The 18,560-nt window shown below is 62.4% G+C and carries 19 protein-coding genes and 1 pseudogene; 6 read left to right on the forward strand and 14 right to left on the reverse strand.

What is annotated here, in order from left to right:
* Positions 1–238: 238 nt before the first annotated feature.
* Together OXG98_10605 and OXG98_10610 are read right to left on the reverse strand one after the other, a co-directional pair.
* On the reverse strand, positions 239–718 hold the full coding sequence (locus OXG98_10605; GenBank protein ID MCY3772454.1) for a hypothetical protein: 480 nt from the start codon (positions 716–718) through the stop codon (positions 239–241).
* Positions 719–1,695: 977 nt separating this feature from the next.
* Positions 1,696–1,869: a hypothetical protein gene (locus OXG98_10610; GenBank protein ID MCY3772455.1), complete on the reverse strand. Its 174-nt coding sequence runs from the start codon at positions 1,867–1,869 to the stop codon at positions 1,696–1,698.
* 236 nt (positions 1,870–2,105) lie between these two features.
* On the opposite strand from OXG98_10610, the pseudogene OXG98_10615 reads away from it, so the two are divergent.
* The 3 genes and pseudogenes from OXG98_10615 to OXG98_10625 all read left to right on the forward strand — a co-directional run bounded on the left by OXG98_10615 (position 2,106) and on the right by OXG98_10625 (position 4,676).
* Positions 2,106–3,836: pseudogene (locus OXG98_10615) on the forward strand (putative LPS assembly protein LptD).
* A gap of 336 nt (positions 3,837–4,172) precedes the next feature.
* Entirely contained in the window at positions 4,173–4,376 is a 204-nt protein-coding gene (locus tag OXG98_10620) for an integrase (protein MCY3772456.1), read from the forward strand.
* A 12-nt stretch (positions 4,377–4,388) separates the two neighbouring features.
* A complete protein-coding gene (locus OXG98_10625; protein MCY3772457.1) occupies positions 4,389–4,676 on the forward strand; it encodes a hypothetical protein in 288 nt (95 codons plus the stop codon).
* Between the two features lie 52 nt (positions 4,677–4,728).
* On the opposite strand, the gene OXG98_10630 is transcribed toward OXG98_10625, so the two are convergent.
* Positions 4,729–5,850 carry a thiolase family protein gene (locus OXG98_10630; GenBank protein ID MCY3772458.1) on the reverse strand — a complete coding sequence of 374 codons (1,122 nt, stop codon included), beginning with the start codon at positions 5,848–5,850 and terminating at the stop codon, positions 4,729–4,731.
* Positions 5,851–6,162: 312 nt separating this feature from the next.
* Between OXG98_10630 and OXG98_10635 the strand changes: the two genes are divergently transcribed.
* Positions 6,163–6,567: a hypothetical protein gene (locus OXG98_10635; protein ID MCY3772459.1), complete on the forward strand. Its 405-nt coding sequence runs from the start codon at positions 6,163–6,165 to the stop codon at positions 6,565–6,567.
* A gap of 44 nt (positions 6,568–6,611) precedes the next feature.
* Here OXG98_10635 and OXG98_10640 read toward each other — a convergent pair whose 3' ends face one another.
* Together OXG98_10640 and OXG98_10645 are read right to left on the reverse strand one after the other, a co-directional pair.
* The gene (locus tag OXG98_10640; protein ID MCY3772460.1) at positions 6,612–8,636 is read right to left on the reverse strand and encodes an AMP-binding protein; all 2,025 of its coding nucleotides are present in this window, start codon (positions 8,634–8,636) and stop codon (positions 6,612–6,614) included.
* A gap of 9 nt (positions 8,637–8,645) precedes the next feature.
* Positions 8,646–9,716, reverse strand: coding sequence for a lactonase family protein (locus tag OXG98_10645; GenBank protein MCY3772461.1), 1,071 nt, complete (start codon positions 9,714–9,716; stop codon positions 8,646–8,648).
* Positions 9,717–9,920: 204 nt separating this feature from the next.
* Here OXG98_10645 and OXG98_10650 point away from each other — a divergent pair, with 204 nt between their 5' ends.
* On the forward strand, positions 9,921–10,175 hold the full coding sequence (locus OXG98_10650; protein MCY3772462.1) for a hypothetical protein: 255 nt from the start codon (positions 9,921–9,923) through the stop codon (positions 10,173–10,175).
* A gap of 7 nt (positions 10,176–10,182) precedes the next feature.
* Here the strand turns inward: OXG98_10650 and OXG98_10655 are convergent, their stop codons facing one another.
* The 3 genes from OXG98_10655 to OXG98_10665 form a co-directional block, all read right to left on the reverse strand.
* Positions 10,183–10,902 carry an NAD(P)-dependent oxidoreductase gene (locus OXG98_10655; protein MCY3772463.1) on the reverse strand — a complete coding sequence of 240 codons (720 nt, stop codon included), beginning with the start codon at positions 10,900–10,902 and terminating at the stop codon, positions 10,183–10,185.
* Between the two features lie 83 nt (positions 10,903–10,985).
* Positions 10,986–11,756: an NAD(P)-dependent oxidoreductase gene (locus OXG98_10660; protein MCY3772464.1), complete on the reverse strand. Its 771-nt coding sequence runs from the start codon at positions 11,754–11,756 to the stop codon at positions 10,986–10,988.
* Positions 11,757–11,881: 125 nt separating this feature from the next.
* Positions 11,882–12,712: an amidohydrolase family protein gene (locus OXG98_10665; protein MCY3772465.1), complete on the reverse strand. Its 831-nt coding sequence runs from the start codon at positions 12,710–12,712 to the stop codon at positions 11,882–11,884.
* Positions 12,713–12,799: 87 nt separating this feature from the next.
* Between OXG98_10665 and OXG98_10670 the strand changes: the two genes are divergently transcribed.
* Positions 12,800–13,033 carry a hypothetical protein gene (locus tag OXG98_10670; GenBank protein ID MCY3772466.1) on the forward strand — a complete coding sequence of 78 codons (234 nt, stop codon included), beginning with the start codon at positions 12,800–12,802 and terminating at the stop codon, positions 13,031–13,033.
* A gap of 82 nt (positions 13,034–13,115) precedes the next feature.
* On the opposite strand, the gene OXG98_10675 is transcribed toward OXG98_10670, so the two are convergent.
* The 6 genes from OXG98_10675 to OXG98_10700 form a co-directional block, all read right to left on the reverse strand.
* Positions 13,116–13,982: a peptidyl-alpha-hydroxyglycine alpha-amidating lyase family protein gene (locus tag OXG98_10675; protein ID MCY3772467.1), complete on the reverse strand. Its 867-nt coding sequence runs from the start codon at positions 13,980–13,982 to the stop codon at positions 13,116–13,118.
* A 115-nt stretch (positions 13,983–14,097) separates the two neighbouring features.
* Positions 14,098–14,283 carry a hypothetical protein gene (locus OXG98_10680; GenBank protein ID MCY3772468.1) on the reverse strand — a complete coding sequence of 62 codons (186 nt, stop codon included), beginning with the start codon at positions 14,281–14,283 and terminating at the stop codon, positions 14,098–14,100.
* 61 nt (positions 14,284–14,344) lie between these two features.
* On the reverse strand, positions 14,345–15,238 hold the full coding sequence (locus OXG98_10685; protein ID MCY3772469.1) for a phytanoyl-CoA dioxygenase family protein: 894 nt from the start codon (positions 15,236–15,238) through the stop codon (positions 14,345–14,347).
* 669 nt (positions 15,239–15,907) lie between these two features.
* Complete coding sequence (locus OXG98_10690) at positions 15,908–16,240, reverse strand: L-rhamnose mutarotase (protein MCY3772470.1); 333 nt, start codon at positions 16,238–16,240, stop codon at positions 15,908–15,910.
* Between the two features lie 71 nt (positions 16,241–16,311).
* Complete coding sequence (locus OXG98_10695; GenBank protein MCY3772471.1) at positions 16,312–17,298, reverse strand: aldo/keto reductase; 987 nt, start codon at positions 17,296–17,298, stop codon at positions 16,312–16,314.
* Entirely contained in the window at positions 17,285–18,373 is a 1,089-nt protein-coding gene (locus OXG98_10700; GenBank protein MCY3772472.1) for a Gfo/Idh/MocA family oxidoreductase, read from the reverse strand. Before OXG98_10700 ends, OXG98_10695 begins: the two co-directional genes overlap by 14 nt.
* Positions 18,374–18,560: the final 187 nt, after the last annotated feature.

An 18,560-nucleotide genomic window follows, 5' to 3' on the forward strand; every position in this document is an offset into this window, starting at 1 on the left:
CACCAGCCGGGCCAGCCGCACCCTGAGCGCCAGCCGCACCCTGCGCGCCCGGCGGACCTGCCGGGCCGGTCGTCCCTTCGCATCCATATATACTGAGAGCGAACGCAATCAGTACTACTATGAAGTAATGCATCTGTATCTCCCGTAGATGAGAACTGCACTTTACAATCTGCTTTTGTACTAAAGTATGCAATCTATATGCACTCCTTTCCCATATGCCCTCGTCTTGGCATGGACACTAAAAACCCAGTGGTAACCTTATGAATGTACGAACAGATACCCAACTCCACTTGTCGCGTGAAATATTGTACTCCACTATCGCTCCGAGCCTGTTCCACACCGTGCCGATACCGCCGTTCACTATCCAGGCGGTCTCATTGTCTCCCTCGCCCATGACCCTGTAGGAACTTCCTCCCGTAGCCTGAACGAAACAGAACATGTCGTCATCCGAAGTGGTGGACACTCTTAACCCGGCCATGACCGGGAGGGACGAATAATCCTTGTTGTGTCTGTCAAGCGACAAGTTGCCGATGAACTGAAACCGGTCGTTCAAATCCCCCGCCAATTCAACCCGAACTCCGTACCCAATTTCCGAATCGGTGAAATCTGCAAGGCAAGAATAGGACCTGTTGCCGGACAAGCCGAGATTGAGATCCAACTGGGCATATGCGTCATGGCTTACAAGCGTGGCAATCAAAAGAAATACGACTCTTGCCATCTCTCCTCCGCCAAAAAAAGTACGGGTTTTCACCCCATATAATATGGTTTGTTCCGATAACGCAAGGAAAAAATGAATCTTTTTACTGCTTTGCAACACAATTCTTTACATCGCTGCTGCAACCATAACTCTTACTGACCGTATAAGTTTTCAAAGAACCGGCTTCACAGGCCGACCCGGATGGCGACGGATCATTGACCATGCTTCGGAGACGGATAGTGAAGTATGATGATGTCGACCTGGGAGGCCGGAGGCGCATCCGGCCGTACCCGGGGGAAGCCCACGCGTCCACGGGGTTTCCGCCCGAAAAGTCCATACTAATTGCAAGTATAGTGCCGGCCGCCCGGCATGTCAATAGATTTTCTTTGGAAATTCTTTTATCCACCGGGCTTCCGCCCTGACCGGAGATGAAACGAAACGCTTTCGCCGCGAACCCGTTCTTTTTAGATTACGCAGTGAAGCGAAGGAACGGTCCCGAGTCATCGAATTTAAAACGGTCCCGCGACACCGGGTCAACACAATTTCGTAAGAACGAGGCATATTATTCATATTCTTTATAATAAATGTAAAGATAAATGCCGGTTGACCGGTGCCACGCGGCTCCTGGCCATGCGGCTGCTTCCTATGCGAGTGCCGCGCATGCGGTTCCTGCCTATGCGGCTCCTGGCGGTCTTTCTGTCGCTGGCATGCCTGTACCTCCCCGGGTCGTCCCTCGCGCAGATCCCTTCCGGCGGCAGAGGGAGCGAGAGCGGGGCCGGCGCCACGGCCGATACGACGGATCTGCCGGTGATCGATTACAACGCAAACTCCATCGAATACGTATTCAGCGACAGCACGCTGGAGATGATCGGAAGCGCCGAGCTGCAATACGGCGACGTCGAGCTGACGGCCGGCCGGTTGAGATATCACACCTATAACGAGCTGCTGACCGCGGACTTCCTGCCCCCTTCGCCGGACATCGATCCCGAGACCAACACCTACCCGCGGCTGCAGGACGACATGAACGTCGTGGTGGGCGATCGCATGCAGTACGACATGAAGACGGGCGAGGGACAGATCTGGAAGGGCCGCACCCAGTACGAGGAGGGGTTCTTCAACGGCGAACTCATCCGGCTCAACGCCGACCGGACCTTCGAAATCGAGGAGGGCACCTACACCACCTGCGACAACCCGAACCACCTGCACTACTATCTCAGATTGGGCGAAGCGAAGGTCGTCCCCGACGACAAGGCGGTCGTCCGGCACGCGACGGCGTACATATTCGGCATACCGGTCTTCTATCTCCCCGTATACGTCTTCTCGGTGAAGAGCGGCCGGCACTCCGGCCTTACGGTACCGAACTACGGCAGCGGCGTGGAGGAGGGCCGGTACCTGCGCAACGAACGAGTACTTCGACCTGAAGGTCACCGGGGACGTCGAGGCCAATACCGGGTTCCTGCTGAAACCGCGGTTCCAGTACCGGCAGGACCGCCGGCTGCGGGGCAGGGCCAGCGGCTCCTGGCGAACCGATTTCAGCGGGAAGACGACCGGCTGGGATATCGCCGGGCAGCACCGGCAGGAACTGCTCCCGGGCCTGACGATCCGCGGACAGACCTCCCTCGCCAAATCGCTGCAGTACCTGCATTCGACGACGCGGGGGACGGACCCCGGGCGCCTGAGGTCCAACACGCGTTCCAGCTTCTCGGTGGACAAGAAGTTCGGGCGGAACAGCCTCAACCTGAGCACGTCCACGTCCAGCACGACCGGCAGGCCGAGCCGGCCGACCACCACGCTGCGGTTCCGGTTCGCGACGCGGCCGATCATACAGCCGCCCAAGCGGCAGACCCGGCGGGGCAGCATGCCGGACTTCGACCGGCCCCGCACGAAGATCGAGGACCGCTGGTATCACTCCATCCTGTTCGGGTTCAACAACTCGCTGCGAAACCGCAGGAACAACGTGCGGCTCGGCCGGGACACGACTTATACGGGCCCGGATACCCGGTACCTCTACCGGCACGACACCATCCGGACCTTTTCCAACGCCTTCAACCTGAGCGCGCCGCAGAAGCTCATGGGCTGGCTGAAAATACGTCCGCAGGCCCGGTACACCCGGACCTGGGAGCAGGACACGGGCGAGGAATCCGACAAGAAGATCGAAACGACGGAAGACCATTCGGTGGGCATGTCGGCCACCACGACGCTGTACGGCCTGTTCCAGCCGAAGATCGGCCGGCTGAACGCGATACGTCACGTGGCCACGCCCCAGATTTCCTTCACCCAGACCGGCGGGCGAAGCGTCCGGAAGTCGATGCGTTTCTCCCTGAAGAACATCCTGCAGGCCAGGACGGAGCACGAGAACCGCGAGAAGAAGTACAACCTGGTGTACGTCAACGCCTCGACCTCCTACAACTTCCAGGCCGATACGAAGAAGCTTGCGGACCTCAAGACCACCGTGCGCATCCCGAGCCGCCGGCTGAACCTGAACCTGTCGCTGAACCACGATTTCTACGATCCCGACACCGACGCGTTCCGGCGGCCCTGGCTGGATCGCATGACGATCAATACGTCCCTCAACCTCGTGGGGCCCCGCAGGGACGGGCGCGGCCAGGGCTTCGGGGACGACGAGTTCGGCGGATCGTTCGGCGACAGTTTTTCCGGCGGCGGATTTTCAGGCGGCGGGTTTTCAGGCGGCGGATTCGGGAGCGACTTCGGCGGGTACGGCGGGTACGGCGACGACCGGTTCGACCAGCGGTTCGCCCAGGTGAAGGGCCCCTGGACGGTGCGGCTCTCGCACCGCTACTCCATCCGGCGCAGCAGCCCCGACGCCGAAGATGGATTCAGCACCAGCAGTCACGAAATCCGGGCCACGAACCGGTTCGGCCTGGCCGACATCACGAACCCGCTCCGGCTGTCCAACCGCGTGACCGACAAGTGGCGCGTCCAGCACTCGATCAACTACGACTACCGCCGCAAGAAGATCGTCTCCCACAGCCTGGACCTGTACCGGCAGCTGCACTGCTGGGAATTCACCTTCCGGTGGGTCCCGAACGGCATCAACAAGGGGATTTACTTCCGGCTCAACCTCGTAGCCCATCCGGACGTGAAGATCGAGCAGGAACGGCGGAGCGGGGGTGAGTGAGGGCGGTTAACGCGCCAGCATCTGCGCCGCCATGGCCCCGGCGGCGCAGATGCTGACCAGGCCGTAGCGGGCGTTCCGCCCGGAACGCAACGGGCAGGCCGTGCGGAAATCTCAAATTACGAAATAAAAAGAAAAACATCGAGAAGAGACACCTGGCTTCCGACTAAAGGAAAAGAAGGACAGGCCAGGACCAGTTCGGAAGATCTTCGCGCAGCAAGTGACTCGCGCAGGTGTTTTTCGGATTCAAATGAGTAGCAACGAAAACCAAACGCGTGCCACGCGTGCCGTATATTTTCGTTTACAGACGGTAAGGATTTTCAATCAATCGATCATATCATGCCGGTCATGCTATCCAAAACCTACGCCGCACTCGTAGCCGCTGGTGCTCCGGAAGCCGCCGCCAGCGAAGCCGCCGAAGAAATCGCGGACTACGAGCGGAGACTGTCTTCCATGCGGAGCGACATTAAACTGATTAAATGGATACTTGGCGTCGTGCTGGCGTGTGTCGTCGTTCCGCTGGTCAAGTCGTTTCTCGAGTAGAGAGGTGGTCTAATGACTTTGCCCAAACGCGAGTTAACAGGCGAACCTGCTGGAGAAGGCAGCGGTTCGAGCAGTGGAAGCGGTAATGGGAATCGACTTAGGGATTTCAAGCTCGACCGGCTGGAAGTGTCCACGAACGACACAGCAGTGAAAGTAGATGATCTCAGAGATGCTGGGGTGAAGATGGAAGAGACGTTGAAACATGTACCTGACAAAGCCTACATGCTGAAGGTCATTCTTACCCTGGGAATTCCTACCCTGATAGGCGTAGTGGCCATTGTTGTAAGATTGTTCAAATAAATCTCCCCAACTACGCGGGCAACGCTTCCATGAACGCCTCCTGGCCCGGCTCCTAACGCGCCAGCAGGAACGCGCCCGCCATGGCGCCGGCGGCGCAGATGCTGACCAGACCGTAGCGGGCGTCACGCCTTTGCATCTCGTTGGCCAGGGTCGTCAGGATGCGCGTGCCCGTGGCCGCCCAGGGATGGCCCACGGCGATGGAGCTGCCGTTGACGTTCACGCGGGACCAGTCGACCGGACCCGTCGGCGCGCCCCTCCAGCCCCGCTCCCACGCGGCCGCGCTGGCCAGGACCTGGGCCGCGAAGGCCTCGTGGATCTCGACGAGGTCCATGTCGGCCAGGGACACGTTGCCGCTTTCGAGGACCCGGGGCACGGCGATAGCCGGCGCCATGAGCAGCCCCTCGGAAGGGTCGTGGGCGGCGTAGGCCATGCCCTCGATGTATGCCAGCGGTTCCAGGCCGCATTCGGCGGCTTTTCCCTCGCTCATCATCAGCACCGCCGCTGCGCCGTCGGTCACGGGCGACGAGTTGCCCGCCGTGAGCGTCCCGTTCTCCGGGTCGAAGACGGGCTTCAGCGCGGACAGGGCCTCGAGCGAGGTGTCGGCCCGCGGTCCGGAATCGGCTTCCTCCCCCAGCAGCGGATGAATCTCGCCGGCCAGTTTGTCGCGGGCTGCCACGGCGTTGCGATGGCTGGCCAGGGCCACCTCGTCCTGCCTTTCGCGCGGGATATCCCACTCCTTGCAGGTCAGCTCCATGTGTTCGCCCATGGTCAGGCCCGTGGACGGCTCGCGGAAGAGGTCCATGGAGGCGCGGGTCAGCGAATCGACCCCGCCGGCCAGGCCCACGTCGATGCGTCCGCCGGCGATGGCGTCGGCGACGACCGTGGCCGCCCGCAGCCCGGTGATGCAGTAGGAGGCCACGGTATGGGCCTCGGCGCGGATCGGCAGGCCGGCCTCGAAGACGAGTTCCCGGGCCAGGTTGGGCTTCAGCGGGTCGGGCGTCATCGTGCCGAAGACGACGGATTCGATCAGCTCCGGGTCGATCCCGCTCCGGTCCAGCATGCCGCGCACGGCGTGCTGGGCCATGGCCAGGGAATCGAGCTCGGCAAAGGCCTTTCCCGACTTGATGAAGGGCGTCCGGCCGCCGGCGACGATGGCGACGCGCTTGAGGGTCATGTGGGGTGCCTTTCGGGGGTGGAGCGGTCAGTCGTACTCAGGATGCATTCCTGACCGCGCTGCTTGCTCAAGATGTCAGGGTCCGACCCATCTCAAAACGGCGAAAAGAAGAGCCAATAGCACAATTAACACTGGAAGCAGCGTTTTACGCAATTCCCATTTAGTGATTCTATCGAGCAAAAAAGCGGCTTCTGCGTGGGATAACCCGTGCGGAACCTCGACTAAAGTAAAAAAAGTACGAGAATTCGGAATGGACTTCGACTGATACTATCTGACAGGTCGAAAGGGAAACGATGAATCGGATGTGGTCCAATGTCTTCAACAGTAATGAATCATGAGCGCGAAACGATAACGGGGAACAGGATGTACCGGAAACTGATCGTATTCATCCAGGCGCTGGCTGCCGTCGGTATACTTGTGATCGCCGTCATCACCTGGATAGGGCAATCCACCAGTGAGTTGCGCATCGAAATGCGAGAGGAATTCCGGTCATTCAGGACAGAAATGCAGGCGTTCAGGGCGGAAATGCAGGAGGAATTCAAGGCGGTCAGAGCTGAAATGCGCTCGTTCAGGAGCGAAGTGCAGGAGGGATTCAAGGCGATCAGGGAGGAGATGCAGGAAGAGCACGCTGATATCAGGGCGGATATACACGACATGAACACAAGGCTTGGCCGCGTGGAAGGGGAAGTCAGGGCGTTGACGCTGGGGCGGGAGTGAGTGCCAGGAAACTGATCCGCGAAGCGGCGCGGAGCGACAAGAACTTAACTGCCGGGCCTCATCCGGTCTCTCAGTGTACGGCGGACCAGCTTGCCTGAAGCGGTATGGGGGAGTTCGTCCACCATGACGACCCGGTAGATTTTGAACAGTGGATTCAGCCTGGAGGAAACCAGGGCCTGGAGTTCCGTTTTTAGGGAATCGGGATCGGCAGCGCCGTATCCTCCTTCAAGGACGATGTGGACGACCAGCCTTTCCGCTCCTTCTCCCTCGGGCTGCACCGCCACGGCCGCGCTCTCGTAGACGGCGGGGTGTCCGTCCACGACCCGTTCCAGTTCCAGGGGGCCGACCTTGATACCGCCCAGGTTCATCCCGTCGTCCGCCCGTCCCTGGGCGCGGTAACAGCCGCGGTGAAGCCGCTGGATGTTGTCCCCGTGCCGGCGCAGGACCTTGCCTTCCGGTCCGGCCGGACAGCCCTCGTAATATACTTCGTCGTGGTCCCCGTTGAGCAGCCGTTGCGACATGCCCAGGGCGGGCGGCACGAGGAAGAGTTCGCCGGTTTCCCCCTCCCGGACTTCCGCGCCGGTCTCGTCCAGGATGACGAAATCCACGCCGAGGTTCGCCGTGGTGAATGCCGCGGGCGAGCAGGGCTGAAGGACCGTGCAGGCCAGGTGGCCGCCGCCGATTTCCGTGCCGCCGAGGTATTCGATCACGGGCGCCCGGTACCCGGCGCGGCTCATGAGCCACAGGTAGTCGTTTCGACTGGCGGGTTCGCCCGTGGAGCTGAAGACGCGGATGAACGGCCAGTCGGCACCGTCGGTCGCGCCGCTGTGCCTCCAGCCCCGTACCAGGGAGGGGATGACGCCCAGCATGGTGACCCCGGCGCGGCCGATGAAACGCGGGTAATCCGGGGGATTCGTCGCACCGGGGTACAGGGCCATGCACGCGCCGTTGACCAGGGTGGCGTAGATGAGCCACGGCCCCATCATCCATCCGATGTTGGTCGGCCAGGCCGTCACGTCGTCACCGTGAATATCCTGGTGATAGTATCCGTCCATGGCGCTCTTGACGGGCGTCAGGTGGTTCCAGGCGATGGCCTTCGGCTCGCCGGTGGTCCCCGACGAGAACAGGATGTTGGTCGTACGGTACGGGTCGCCGGTCACGGATTCGAAGGCGTCGTCGCCGGACAGGAGATCGGGCCAGACGATGTCGCCGGGGCGGAGCCGGGGCGCGTTTGATGCGGACGCGGCAGGGTCGGCGCCCGGCGACGGGACATCGTCCATGGACGCGTCGCCGGCCGACGGCACGACGATGACCGTGGACGCACCCGCCTCGACCACCGTGTCGTAGAGCGGTATGGTTTTGCCCGCGCGGACGTAGCGGTCCATGGTGACGATGCAGCGGGCGCCGGCAATGGCCATGCGGCGGCGCACCTCCGCCGCCGGGAAGCTGTCGGCGATGGAGACGACCCGTGAACCCGCGCGGATGATGGCCAGGTAGGCGGTCACGCATTCCAGGTTCAGGGGCATGTAGAGCGCGATGGCCTGGCCGGGCGCCAGGTCCCGCTCGCGCAGGCCCTTGGCGGCGCGGTTGACGAGGCGTTCGAGTTCGCCGTAGGTCGTCGTGCAGAGCGACCGGCCGTCCGGACCTGGCGTGATGGCCGCGGGACGATCGGGATCGGTGGTGAAGCAGCTGTCGACGATGTTGAGTTCCGCGCCCGGCAGCCACCGGGGATCGCGGACGCCCCCGGTCAGGTCGAGGATGTCGTCCGGCGGTCTCGTGAAAACGATGCCGAGCCTCTTGAGGGTGTGGGTCCAGAAGGCGGCGGGGTCGCGGACTGACCAGGCATGGAAATCGTCGTAGCGGCCAATACCCACGGCCGCCATGCCGGACTGAAGGTTCGACCGGCGGACGGTCGCATCGTCGGGCGCCCAGGCCACGGGCGGTCCGTCCTCCGGGCGTCGTCCTTCGAATATGCGCTTGAAGGCCGCCAGGTGATCCTCGAAGGGCATGGGCTCGCGCCGCAAACGGTCGACGAACTTCCGCCAGGCCTGGTCTTGTTGCGTGCACATGGGCCGGAATCAGTCCACCAGGATCATCTTCAGGCACACCGCCATGGGGATATCAGCCACGACGCCCGAGAGATGGAGAAGACCCGTATCCGGGTCGAGACGGTGATAGGTGACCGTATCCGAACTCTGGTTGCCGCAGAGGACGAAGCTCCCGGTCGGATCGATCCCGAAATTGCGCGGGTTCTCGCCGCCCGTGGGCACGATGCCGAGGAGGGTCAGGCGGCCCGACTCCGCGTCCACGGCGTACATGGCGAGGCTGTCGTGCCCCCGGTTGGAGCCGTAGAGGTACCGGCCGTCGTCGGTGATGTGGATGTCCGCCGTGTGGCTGACCTCGCCGTAGTCGTCGGGCAGCGTCGTCACCGTTTCCAATGCGGTGAGCGTGCCGGCCGACCCGTCGTAGGCGAAGGTCGTGATCGTGTTCCCCATCTCGTTGATCACGTAGGCGAACCGGCGATTGGGATGGAACTCGATGTGCCGGGGCCCGGATCCGGGCGGCACCGAGGCCTCGCCATGGGGCGTCAAGACCGCCGTATCCGGATCAAGGGCGTAGATCATCACCTTGTCGGTCCCGAGGTCCGGCGAAAAGACGAAGTTGTAGTCCAGGTCGTGGCGGATCATGTGGGCGTGGGGTTCCTGCTGACGGCTCTGGTCGACGCTCGAACCGGTGTGCTGGATGACCGACGCCGCCTCGCCCAGGGAGCCGTCGTCGTTCACGGGAAAGGAGGACACGGACCCGCCGCCGTAGTTGGCGACGAGCACGGCCTGGCCGCTCCGGTGCACGTCGATGGAACAGGGACCGGCGCCGCCGGACGACTGGCTGTTCAGGGGCGTGAGCGTGCCGGACGCATCCACGGCGTAGGCGAAGACACCGCCGTGGGGATCGCCCGTCTCGCCCACCGCGTAGAGAAAGCGGGCGTCCGGTGTCAGGACCAGAAACGACGGGTTCGTGATCCCCCCCACGTGACTGACGTACTCCATGACGCCGGTGTCGGTATCGACGTCGTATACGTAGATGCCCTTGCTGGTGGTCTGTGTGTAGGTGCCGACGAAAACGCGTACGGTCCGGGCGTTACTGGACATTGGGTGATTCTCCTTGATGGGCTGAAATGGTCCTGGTATGAGTTCGCTATCCCGACTGCAATCGATTACAGTCGTCTTACTTTAAAAAACCAACGAGATTGTTAACGTTATTTCAACTAATTATATATATGACCCGGGTACAACAGAGTATAAAGGTTCACGTCAGCGATGCCATGCATACACCGACAGGAGCAGAACTCAAAGATGAATAACCACAAAACTCAAAGAGACACCGAAGAACTGATGGAGGAAGTGTACTTCAAGGACCAAAACGTTAAAAGCCGTTTGTCCGGCCTGGAAACATCGGACGACAGCATGCGGGAACTCATGGAATACAACGCCGACCAGTTGAAGGACATGAAGAGCGATGCCCGTTGGTGGAGAAAAACCCTGCTTACCTGTGTGCTTGCTATGATTGGTCTCCAGGTCACCATTACGCTCATAATCTTCTTGGACTGACCTCCAGCTACCCCACCGGCCTCCGCTGCCACTTCCACCATTCCTCCTGCGGGGCGTAGCCCAGGATGCGTTCGGCCTTCTCGAGACTGTATTGCCCCGGGCCGTAGTGACTGTGCAGGTTGAAGGCCTGGTAAAAACCGGGCACCGCGGGGAGTTCGAGGCCCTGGCGACAGGCCACGGCGAGATCGTCGTGGATGATGAGGAAGCCCCGGGTCGAGTTTTTGCCGGTGTGCTCCGTCGGCCGGGGCGCCAGGCCCTGGAACAGGTAGCAGACCGTGTGGATCTCGTGGTGCCGGGCAAAGCTCCGGACGATCTCGTTGCTCATGTGCTTGGTGATGAAGTAATAGTCGCTGGACGGCGCGTCGGGCGCGTCGACCGGGACGGCCGTGTCGTGAACGTATGCGAGGAGCGTCTGCGCCGGACCGGTGTGGATCACCTTCCTGATCCCGGCGTCGGCGGCCGCCTTCATCACGTTCCAGGCCCCGATGGTATTGACCTGGAAGCTTAGCGTGTCGTCGTGGCGCAGGACCGTGAAGTTCATGACCGCGTCCACGCCCTCCATGGCCTCGCGTACCTGGCCGTATTCGCGGACGTCCACAGTGAGGACGGGTTTGCCGTCCGGGTGGTCCTTGATGTCGGCCAGCCGCAGATCGTAGTCCTTTTCGAGCGCGGGAATGATGTGGGGCGCGATGAGTCCGGACGCCCCGAGCAGCAGGACCTTCTTCATGAATGACACCTCGATCCGATTACCGGGGAGCGCCGAGGTCCGCAGTTCGCGTCGATTCCAGGAATGAACATCATACCTCTCCTTTAGTCCCGCCAGTTCGCGGCGAAGTTGTGGACCGGCGCGTAGCCGAGATCGCGGGCCTGGTTGATGAGGTACTTCGGGTTTTCCAGGTCGGCGCAGATGTGATACAGGGCGTACCGGCTCGTCCACCAGACCTGGTCCGACGCGTCCCGCTCCAGGGCCAGCCGGAAGGCCTGGGCCGCGTCCCGGTAGTCCAGCCACAGCAGGTCGGGCGCCTGGCCGGCCACCTCCTCTTCGCTGACCAGGGTCCCCAGCCGAAGGCCCGTCACCGTCACCATGTAGTCCCGGGCGAACTCCCGGGCGGTGTGCTCGCCCAGGTAGCGGGACATGGCGGGCATATCGGGCTCGGGCAGCGGCTTCCACAACTCGCCGATATACACGTCGTCCGGATAAGGCCGGAAGAGGTCGAGCGTCCCGCCGTAGACGAAACGCTTGACGCCGGCCTCGACGCCGGCCTTGAAGAGCTGGTGCGTGCCCCGCGTGGCCAGCTCCAGGAGATGCTTCTCGCGCTCCACCTCGGATTCGGGCAGGTCCCGGGGCGGCTCGCCCGTATGGACGATGGCGTCCATGCCCCGGACCGCCCGCCAGACGAAGTCCTGGTCGAGCAGGCTGCCCTCGACGGTGTCTCCGGGCGATTGGCCGCGCGTTTCGCCCCCGGTCCCCGCCGGCAATTCGACGGGCGATTCGTCCACGAGACAGAGCCGGTGGCCCTTCAGGGCTTCGGCGACGGCCCGGCCCAGCCGGCTGGCGGCGCCGGTAATCAGGATTTCCATGGTTGCTCCTTTGCGATTCAACTTTTTCTACGAGTTATCCGGCTAGATTCCGACCAATCCTATAAGGTCACACTCCCGACCTTCCCGTGTGCGTCCGGTGGCGCAGTCCAGGCCGGAGGACTACTTCAGGCCTTGGGGTCGTCGAAAGTCCACAGGTCCAGGGCCGTGCCGCCCAGCACGCGGGGCATGTCTTCCGGCGCGATGAACGTCATTTCGTCGCGGACGACCGACAGGGTCTGGCCGTACTCGGCGTTCGCCAGGCAGACGGGCCAGTCGGTGCCCCACATGATGCGGCGCCCTCCGAAGGCCTGGTACACGGCCTTGACCATGGCGTGGGTATCGGGCCAGGGATAGCCCTGATTCGAAATGGACCAGGTATGGCTGATCTTCACGTAGACCCGGGGGTACCGGGCCAGGTCGAGGACGGCCTGCATTTCGTCCGGCCGGTCTGGATGCGCGTCAGCCATGTGATCCACGACGACGTCGAGGCCGGGAAACCGGTCCAGCAGGCCGGCCAGGTCGGGCAGGCGGCCCGGCCGCGTGAGCATGAGCAGGGGGACCCTGAGCTCCTCGGCGCGTTGGAAGATTGGCGGCATGAGGGGACCGCGGAACCAGTCGCCCGCCGGCCCTTCGGAGGGGCTCAGCCGCACGCCCTGGAAACCGTGCTCCTCCACCCAACGGCTGAGGTGGTCCGGCGCGGCGGGGTCTTCGGGGTTGACGCGGCAGACCCCGGCAAACTTGTCCGGGTACGTGCGCAGAACGTGGGATACGTACGCATTGTCCCAACGGTAGCCGATGTACTGTACCAGGACGGTTTTTTCCACGCCGTGCCGGTCCATCAGGGCCAGGAGCATTTCGACCGTCCGGTCCTCGGCGGGCGGGGCGTCGTTTTCCGCGGGCCAGGGAAAGACGGGGTCGTTGACCCAGACGTGGGTATGGGGGTCGATGATGCGCATGGATCTCGTATGCTGTGAGTTTGAAACGAACTGCTAATGTCGAGGCGAAAACAGATTAAATCAAGGAGAAAGTGAGGTGCGTTTGGAATGGCAAGACAAAACCTGATCCTGGGCCTGCAGGCCATATCGGCGGTCGGTATTTTCGCGCTTGGCCTGTTGACCTGTTTCGGCCAGTCGGGCAGGGACCTTCGTTTGGAGATGCGGCAGGGATTCGAGTCGATCCGGGGGGAAATGAGGAATCTCAACACCCGCGTTTCCCGCGTGGAAGGACACCTCGGGATTTCGCCTGGGAATTCGCCCGGGCAGAAACCGGCTCCCTGACTGTCATCGCACAGACCGGATCAGCGACTCCGCTTAACAGGCCGGATCAGCGGCTCCGCTTAACAGATAGGATCAGACCGGATCAGCGCGTCCGCACGAACTTCTGCAACCTGGCATCGGCCTGCACTTCGCCGACGTAGAGATCGCCTCGGGAGTCCATCCAGATGCCGTGAGGGCAGCCGGCGAACTCGCCGGGCCGGGCGCTCCGCCGTCCGCCGCCCCAGCTGCTGACCAGCTCCCCGTCCAGGGTGTAGATACCCACCTGTTGTTCCAGTTCGGCCACGTAAGCGATGTCTTCCACCGGATCGAAGTAGACCGTATCGGGCTTGCCAGGAACGTGGCGTTCCTCGATGAAATCGCCTTCAAGGTCGAAAAGCTGGATACGCTGGTTTTCGCGGTCGCACACCCAGAGCCGGTCATAGCGGTCGATGCGGACGCAGTGGCTCAGCGCGAACTGGGAAGGGCCGTCCCCCCAGCCGCCCCAGGAGTGGATGTGATTCCCCTCGGCGTCGTAACGGTGCACCCGGGCGTTGTCGTAGCCGTCGGACACGTAGATATCGCCGTTAGGCGCGACAACCGCTTCCGTCGGCTTGCGGAATGGACCGCCGTCGTTTGCGCTCGGAACGCCGGGCGTGCCGATTACCAGCACCTGGTTGCCGTCCCGGTCGAACTTTCGGACGCAGTGGTCCAGCCAGTCGACCAGAAATATGTTGTCCTCGCCGTCGATGTAGATGCCGTGGGCGTTCTTCAGGATGCCGTCACCAATGGTCTTGACGAACCGGCCGTCCCGGTCAAATACGACCAGGGGATGCTCGCTGCGGGAATAGACGTACACGTTGTCCCGGGAATCGCACGCCACGCCGGTGATCCAGCCGAAGGACCATCCCTCGGGCAGGGTCCACCAGTTTTCCTGCACCTCGTACGTGTAGGCTCCGTCACCGAAGCTCATGGATTTACCTCTTTCCTGTTGAATTTGGTTCTCCGTACCCAGAGTCCGGCGGGCTGGTCTGGTCCGGGCTGGCCAGCCCGTACCGTTGCTGCCGCCAAATCACGGAACACGGGGGTTACGTGTCGCACCGCGAGCCGTCAGGATGCTGCCATGTCGCCTCGACAGCCGAATACAGATGCACGATCCAGCCGTAGCCCAACAGCCAGAGCAGGACCGCGAGGACAAAATGCACGACCGCGGCGGGCCTGCGGCCCTGGTACAACTGCCCCAGCCCGGGTATGACCAGACTGAAAATGAGCACGCCAAACCTGGCGCCCGAGGTCGTGCCTCAAAGCATGGTGCGTCTCCCGGTTTTAAAGCACTCAGGGTTCCTGCGCAACCCTGTGCGCCTGCTTGGGATCACGGCTCTGCTCTTCCAGGGCAGCGACCCAGCTGTCGGCCCATGCCTGGTGATCGGTCAGCACCCGCTCCGGATGGGCGCGGCTCCGCACGCAGAAATCGGGGAAGAAGGGGCGCCCGGTCGGCGCGCCGTAGGCCACGTACCGCAGGTCCAGGCTCCACCGCACGTCCCATTCGGTCAGGTTCGGCGTGGACCGGTGGGGCGTATACTGGCTCAGGAAGACGACCCCGCCCTTGCGCACTTCGGCCGGTTCCGCATCGGTCTCGGGCATGAGGTCCGGTTGTATGCTCGTGCCCGCGTCCGACACGTGGTCGAGATGGCCGGTGTGGATCACGTCCGGGATCACCTCCAGGCATCCCCGCTCCACCGTGGCGTCCACCAGGGGCAGCCAGCAGGTGAGCGCGAGGGTCCGGTCCGACTCCGCCCAGCTCACCCCGGAATCCTGGTGCCAGGGCACGTTGTACGACGGGCTGCCGTCCAGCCGAGACGGCGGCTTGGCCCGCAGGTGCTGGATGGGCGAGCAGGTGATGTCGGGTCCGACGAAGGACTCCACGGCGTCGAGCAGGTTGTCGTTTCTGAGGAAATCGAAAACTGGCTTCGCCCGCAGATCGTAGATGTCCAGACCGCTTCCGATCTCGGCGCTCTGGGCGAACAAACGAGCGTAGCGCGTCAGGAAGGGTTCATCCTCGTAAAGGTCGGTGATCTTGCCCTCGGCGAGCAGATCCCGCGCACGCCGGTCGACAAACTCCGTCATGGTGTCGATCACGGGATCCAGGTCGGCGTCGGTCAGCACGTCCTCGACGACCACCAGGCCGCGGTCGTGGAACGCTTCCAATTGCGCTTCGGTCAGGGCCATGGGCTAATGCCTCCTATACGGTCGGTTCTGTTTATGGCACACACAACGAATCTTAATGTTTTAAAAGACCGTTGGCAACGTCAGAAATCCGATCCCGCCTTTCTACAGTTCCACCGTCACCTGCACTGTTCTGGACAAGCGACCGTACTGTGCCGTAATCTGTGCTGTTCCCCACCCCGTAGAGATAACTGTACCTCGGGTTACCGTGGCTACCATCGGATTACTTGTCGACCATTCTATAACGGCTCCTGTTATCTCATTTTGATTCGTGTCGATCACTTTCGCAGTCAGGGTCAGGGTCTGATCAACCGATTCAAAAGTAAGTGAACGAGGAGTTACATCTATTCTGGCTGGTATCTGAACAGCCGGTTCGGTGGGTGAGTCGCTACCGCACGCGGTCAGAATGTAGACACACATATATGTTCAGACAAAACGTGAACGGTACAATGGACGGAACAATGTTCATCATGATCTCCTATACCGGATGGGGACGGCTGGTCGGTAAGGATGGCCACGGCCAGACTTACTGCGTCCAGACTTACCGCGGCAAGCATGCGGAAGCACACCAGGCAAGTCCTGGTCTCGGCTCCGGCGGAAGGATCTGAAAAGAGGACGAACGGGTAAAGTGCCTGTCAAGGCACGGTTCCCTGACAAAACGACGCCCTGCAACTAGTCCTGATGGAACACTTCCTCCATCTCCGCCCACCATTCGCCTTCTTTCCGGGTCGGCAGCGGATCCTGCATCGGCATCATGACGTCCCACCACTCCTGGGTGACCTGGTCGGCGGCCATCCTGGCCATGTCCGCCTCGAAGTCGTCGCCCACGTACTCGAAATAGGAGAAGAGGTAATCGTCTTTCAGATAGATGGAGTAATTCGTGATGTTGCATTCGGTGATCATCTTCGCCACGCCGGGCCAGACCTCGGCGTGATATTCCTTGTATTCCTCTATCCGTTCCGGCCTGACCTTGAGGACCATGCCGTAGCGTTGGGGCGTTGCCATTGGGGCTCCTTGTGATGGCTGAAATGACGTTCGTCACGACGGCGTCGGCGCGTAACGCCCGCTGCGATTTCTCATGCCGGCGTCGGCGCCGCGTCGGGAATCAATCCTTCCTCGCGCAATTCGGTCCAGAAATCGGCGGGGATCTCGACCTCGAACATCTTCACGTTTTCGTCCACTTCCTCCGGCGACCGCGCGCCTGGAATGACGGCGGCCACCGCCGGATGCGCCAGGGGGAACTGTAGCGCGGCGGCCTTCAGGGGCGTGCCGTGGCGATTGCATACCGCTTCGACGCGGCGCACCTTCTCCATGATCCCGGGCGGCGCCTTCCGGTAGTCGAATTTCGCCCCTTCCACGGCGCCCTGGGCGAGGATCCCGCTGTTGTAGGGTCCGCCGATTATGAGACTGATGTTCCGTTCTTCGCACAGAGGCAGCAGCCGTTTGAGCGCCGTGTGATCCACCAGGGTGTACCTGCCCGCACAGAGGAAGCAGTCGAAGTCGCCTTCCCGGGCGAAACGGACCAGCATTTTCGCCTGGTTCATGCCGACGCCGACGGCCCGGACAACGCCTTCATCGCGCATCCTGACGAGCGCCCGGTAGCTGCCCTTCATCGCTTCCTCGTAGTGGTTGTCCGGATCGTGGATATGCAGGATGTCCACGCGGTCCAGACCCAGGCGATCGAGGCTTTCCTCCAGGGAGCGCAGGGTTCCGTCGTAGCTGTAGTCGAAGACCGGGCCGACGGGCGGGAGGTCGTCGGACCACACGTCCTGGTCGCGTGCCGGGTCGGGCACGAGGAGGCGGCCCACCTTGGTGGCGAGCACGAAGGCGTTGCGAACGCGATCCGACAGCACCGCACCCAGGCGGGTCTCGCTCACGCCGCTGCCGTACAGCGGGGCCGTGTCGAAGAATCCCAGGCCGTGGTCCAGGTAGGTATTTACGACCCGGCCGGCCTGCTCGTCGGTAACACCCTGGTACAACCCGGCCAGAGGTGCGCCGCCGAGGCCCAGGCGGCTGATCATCAGGCCCGTGCGGCCGATCTCCGCCCGGTCATTCTTCGTCATCTGGCTCGTCCGGCCTCTCGCCCTGCATGGACTCCCCGCGCAGCAGGAAGGCCCGGATATCGTAGCGGCCGGGGCGCTCCACGGGCAGGTCTCCCGCCTCGATCATCTCCTCGATGGGCGAACTGTGGGTGCGTACGGGCATCTGGACGACCTCGTGGAGGCGGGCGGATTCGTAGATGCCCATGATGATCTCCACGGCGGCCCGGCCGTTGGACGCCTCGCCCCGGTGTTCGGATTTACCCTCGATCCAGTCCGCCAGCTCCACGGCCTGGCCCACGCTGGGGTCCTCGCCGGTCGACGGGCGCTCTTCCCAGCCGCCGGTTTTCGAATTGATGAGCAGCACGCGCTGTTCGTTCACGTCCATCATGCCGTCGGTGCCGTAGAGGTAGCCGCCCTGCCTCCGTTCCGGATGGAGCTCCTGCAGGAGCTGCCCCACGGCCCCGTTGTCGAAGCCCACGATGCCCGCGCTGCGGTCCTCGATCCGGATGTCGCGCTCGTACCGGTCGGTCTTTCGTTCGATGTTCCCGATCACCCATTCGGGCGCGGGATCGCTCATGACGTAGCGCATGAAGTCGAACATGTGGGAGCAGTCGTTGAGCAGGCCCTGGCTGCCGCTGCAGTGTACGTGCCGCACATCGCCGATCGCGCCTTCCGCCACCAGGTTCCGGGCGTCGGTCCAGACCGGGTTGAACCGGCGCTGGTGGGCGATGGCAAGCTTGACGTCGTTCCGGCGCGCCGCGATCATCATCTCATCGCATTCCCCCATGTTGACGGCCATGGGCTTCTCGCAGAGAATGGCGCTGGGCCGGCGCGCGCACGCGGCGATGGTCAGCGGCGCATGCAGCTTGTGCCAGGTGCAGATGCTGACGACGTCGAGACCTTCGGTGTCCATCATCTCGCGGGCGTCGGCATAGCGATTTTCGATTCCGTAGCGGTCGCCGAAATCCTGCCTGGCCTCGGCCACCGGGTCCGACAGCGCCACGACCTCGAACCGCGGCTCCCCCAGGTATCCTGTCATGTGGAGGTGCGAGATACTGCCGCACCCGATTATGCCGACGCGATAGACCGTGGACATCAAACACTCCTCCCAAAGAAGGTTTATAGTGTAAGGGCGTTTTATGCTACATGCGAAGACGCATTACTTGACACGAGCCTGCAAAAAACGCGAGCCTGCGAAAACCTCGGAAATCGAATAACGGAATATAGACGGCGCCATGGGACGTGTCAACGATCCCCAAGACGGCCCTGAGCGTCGTCTGAAC

The organism is Gemmatimonadota bacterium, assembly GCA_026706345.1.
Taxonomy (GTDB): Bacteria; JAAXHH01; JAAXHH01; order JAAXHH01; family JAAXHH01; genus JAAXHH01.

What these genes read in the sequence shown, in the direction of transcription:
- OXG98_10605 (MCY3772454.1), bottom strand. Translation starts at nt 718, where the DNA reads ATGGCAAGAGTCGTATTTCTTTTGATTGCCACGCTTGTAAGCCATGAC.
- OXG98_10620 (MCY3772456.1), top strand. Translation starts at nt 4,173, where the DNA reads ATGCCGGTCATGCTATCCAAAACCTACGCCGCACTCGTAGCCGCTGGT.
- OXG98_10625 (MCY3772457.1), top strand. Translation starts at nt 4,389, where the DNA reads ATGACTTTGCCCAAACGCGAGTTAACAGGCGAACCTGCTGGAGAAGGC.
- OXG98_10630 (MCY3772458.1), bottom strand. Translation starts at nt 5,850, where the DNA reads ATGACCCTCAAGCGCGTCGCCATCGTCGCCGGCGGCCGGACGCCCTTC.
- OXG98_10635 (MCY3772459.1), top strand. Translation starts at nt 6,163, where the DNA reads ATGTCTTCAACAGTAATGAATCATGAGCGCGAAACGATAACGGGGAAC.
- OXG98_10640 (MCY3772460.1), bottom strand. Translation starts at nt 8,636, where the DNA reads ATGTGCACGCAACAAGACCAGGCCTGGCGGAAGTTCGTCGACCGTTTG.
- OXG98_10645 (MCY3772461.1), bottom strand. Translation starts at nt 9,716, where the DNA reads ATGTCCAGTAACGCCCGGACCGTACGCGTTTTCGTCGGCACCTACACA.
- OXG98_10650 (MCY3772462.1), top strand. Translation starts at nt 9,921, where the DNA reads ATGAATAACCACAAAACTCAAAGAGACACCGAAGAACTGATGGAGGAA.
- OXG98_10655 (MCY3772463.1), bottom strand. Translation starts at nt 10,902, where the DNA reads ATGAAGAAGGTCCTGCTGCTCGGGGCGTCCGGACTCATCGCGCCCCAC.
- OXG98_10660 (MCY3772464.1), bottom strand. Translation starts at nt 11,756, where the DNA reads ATGGAAATCCTGATTACCGGCGCCGCCAGCCGGCTGGGCCGGGCCGTC.
- OXG98_10665 (MCY3772465.1), bottom strand. Translation starts at nt 12,712, where the DNA reads ATGCGCATCATCGACCCCCATACCCACGTCTGGGTCAACGACCCCGTC.
- OXG98_10670 (MCY3772466.1), top strand. Translation starts at nt 12,800, where the DNA reads ATGGCAAGACAAAACCTGATCCTGGGCCTGCAGGCCATATCGGCGGTC.
- OXG98_10675 (MCY3772467.1), bottom strand. Translation starts at nt 13,982, where the DNA reads ATGAGCTTCGGTGACGGAGCCTACACGTACGAGGTGCAGGAAAACTGG.
- OXG98_10685 (MCY3772469.1), bottom strand. Translation starts at nt 15,238, where the DNA reads ATGGCCCTGACCGAAGCGCAATTGGAAGCGTTCCACGACCGCGGCCTG.
- OXG98_10690 (MCY3772470.1), bottom strand. Translation starts at nt 16,240, where the DNA reads ATGGCAACGCCCCAACGCTACGGCATGGTCCTCAAGGTCAGGCCGGAA.
- OXG98_10695 (MCY3772471.1), bottom strand. Translation starts at nt 17,298, where the DNA reads ATGACGAAGAATGACCGGGCGGAGATCGGCCGCACGGGCCTGATGATC.
- OXG98_10700 (MCY3772472.1), bottom strand. Translation starts at nt 18,373, where the DNA reads ATGTCCACGGTCTATCGCGTCGGCATAATCGGGTGCGGCAGTATCTCG.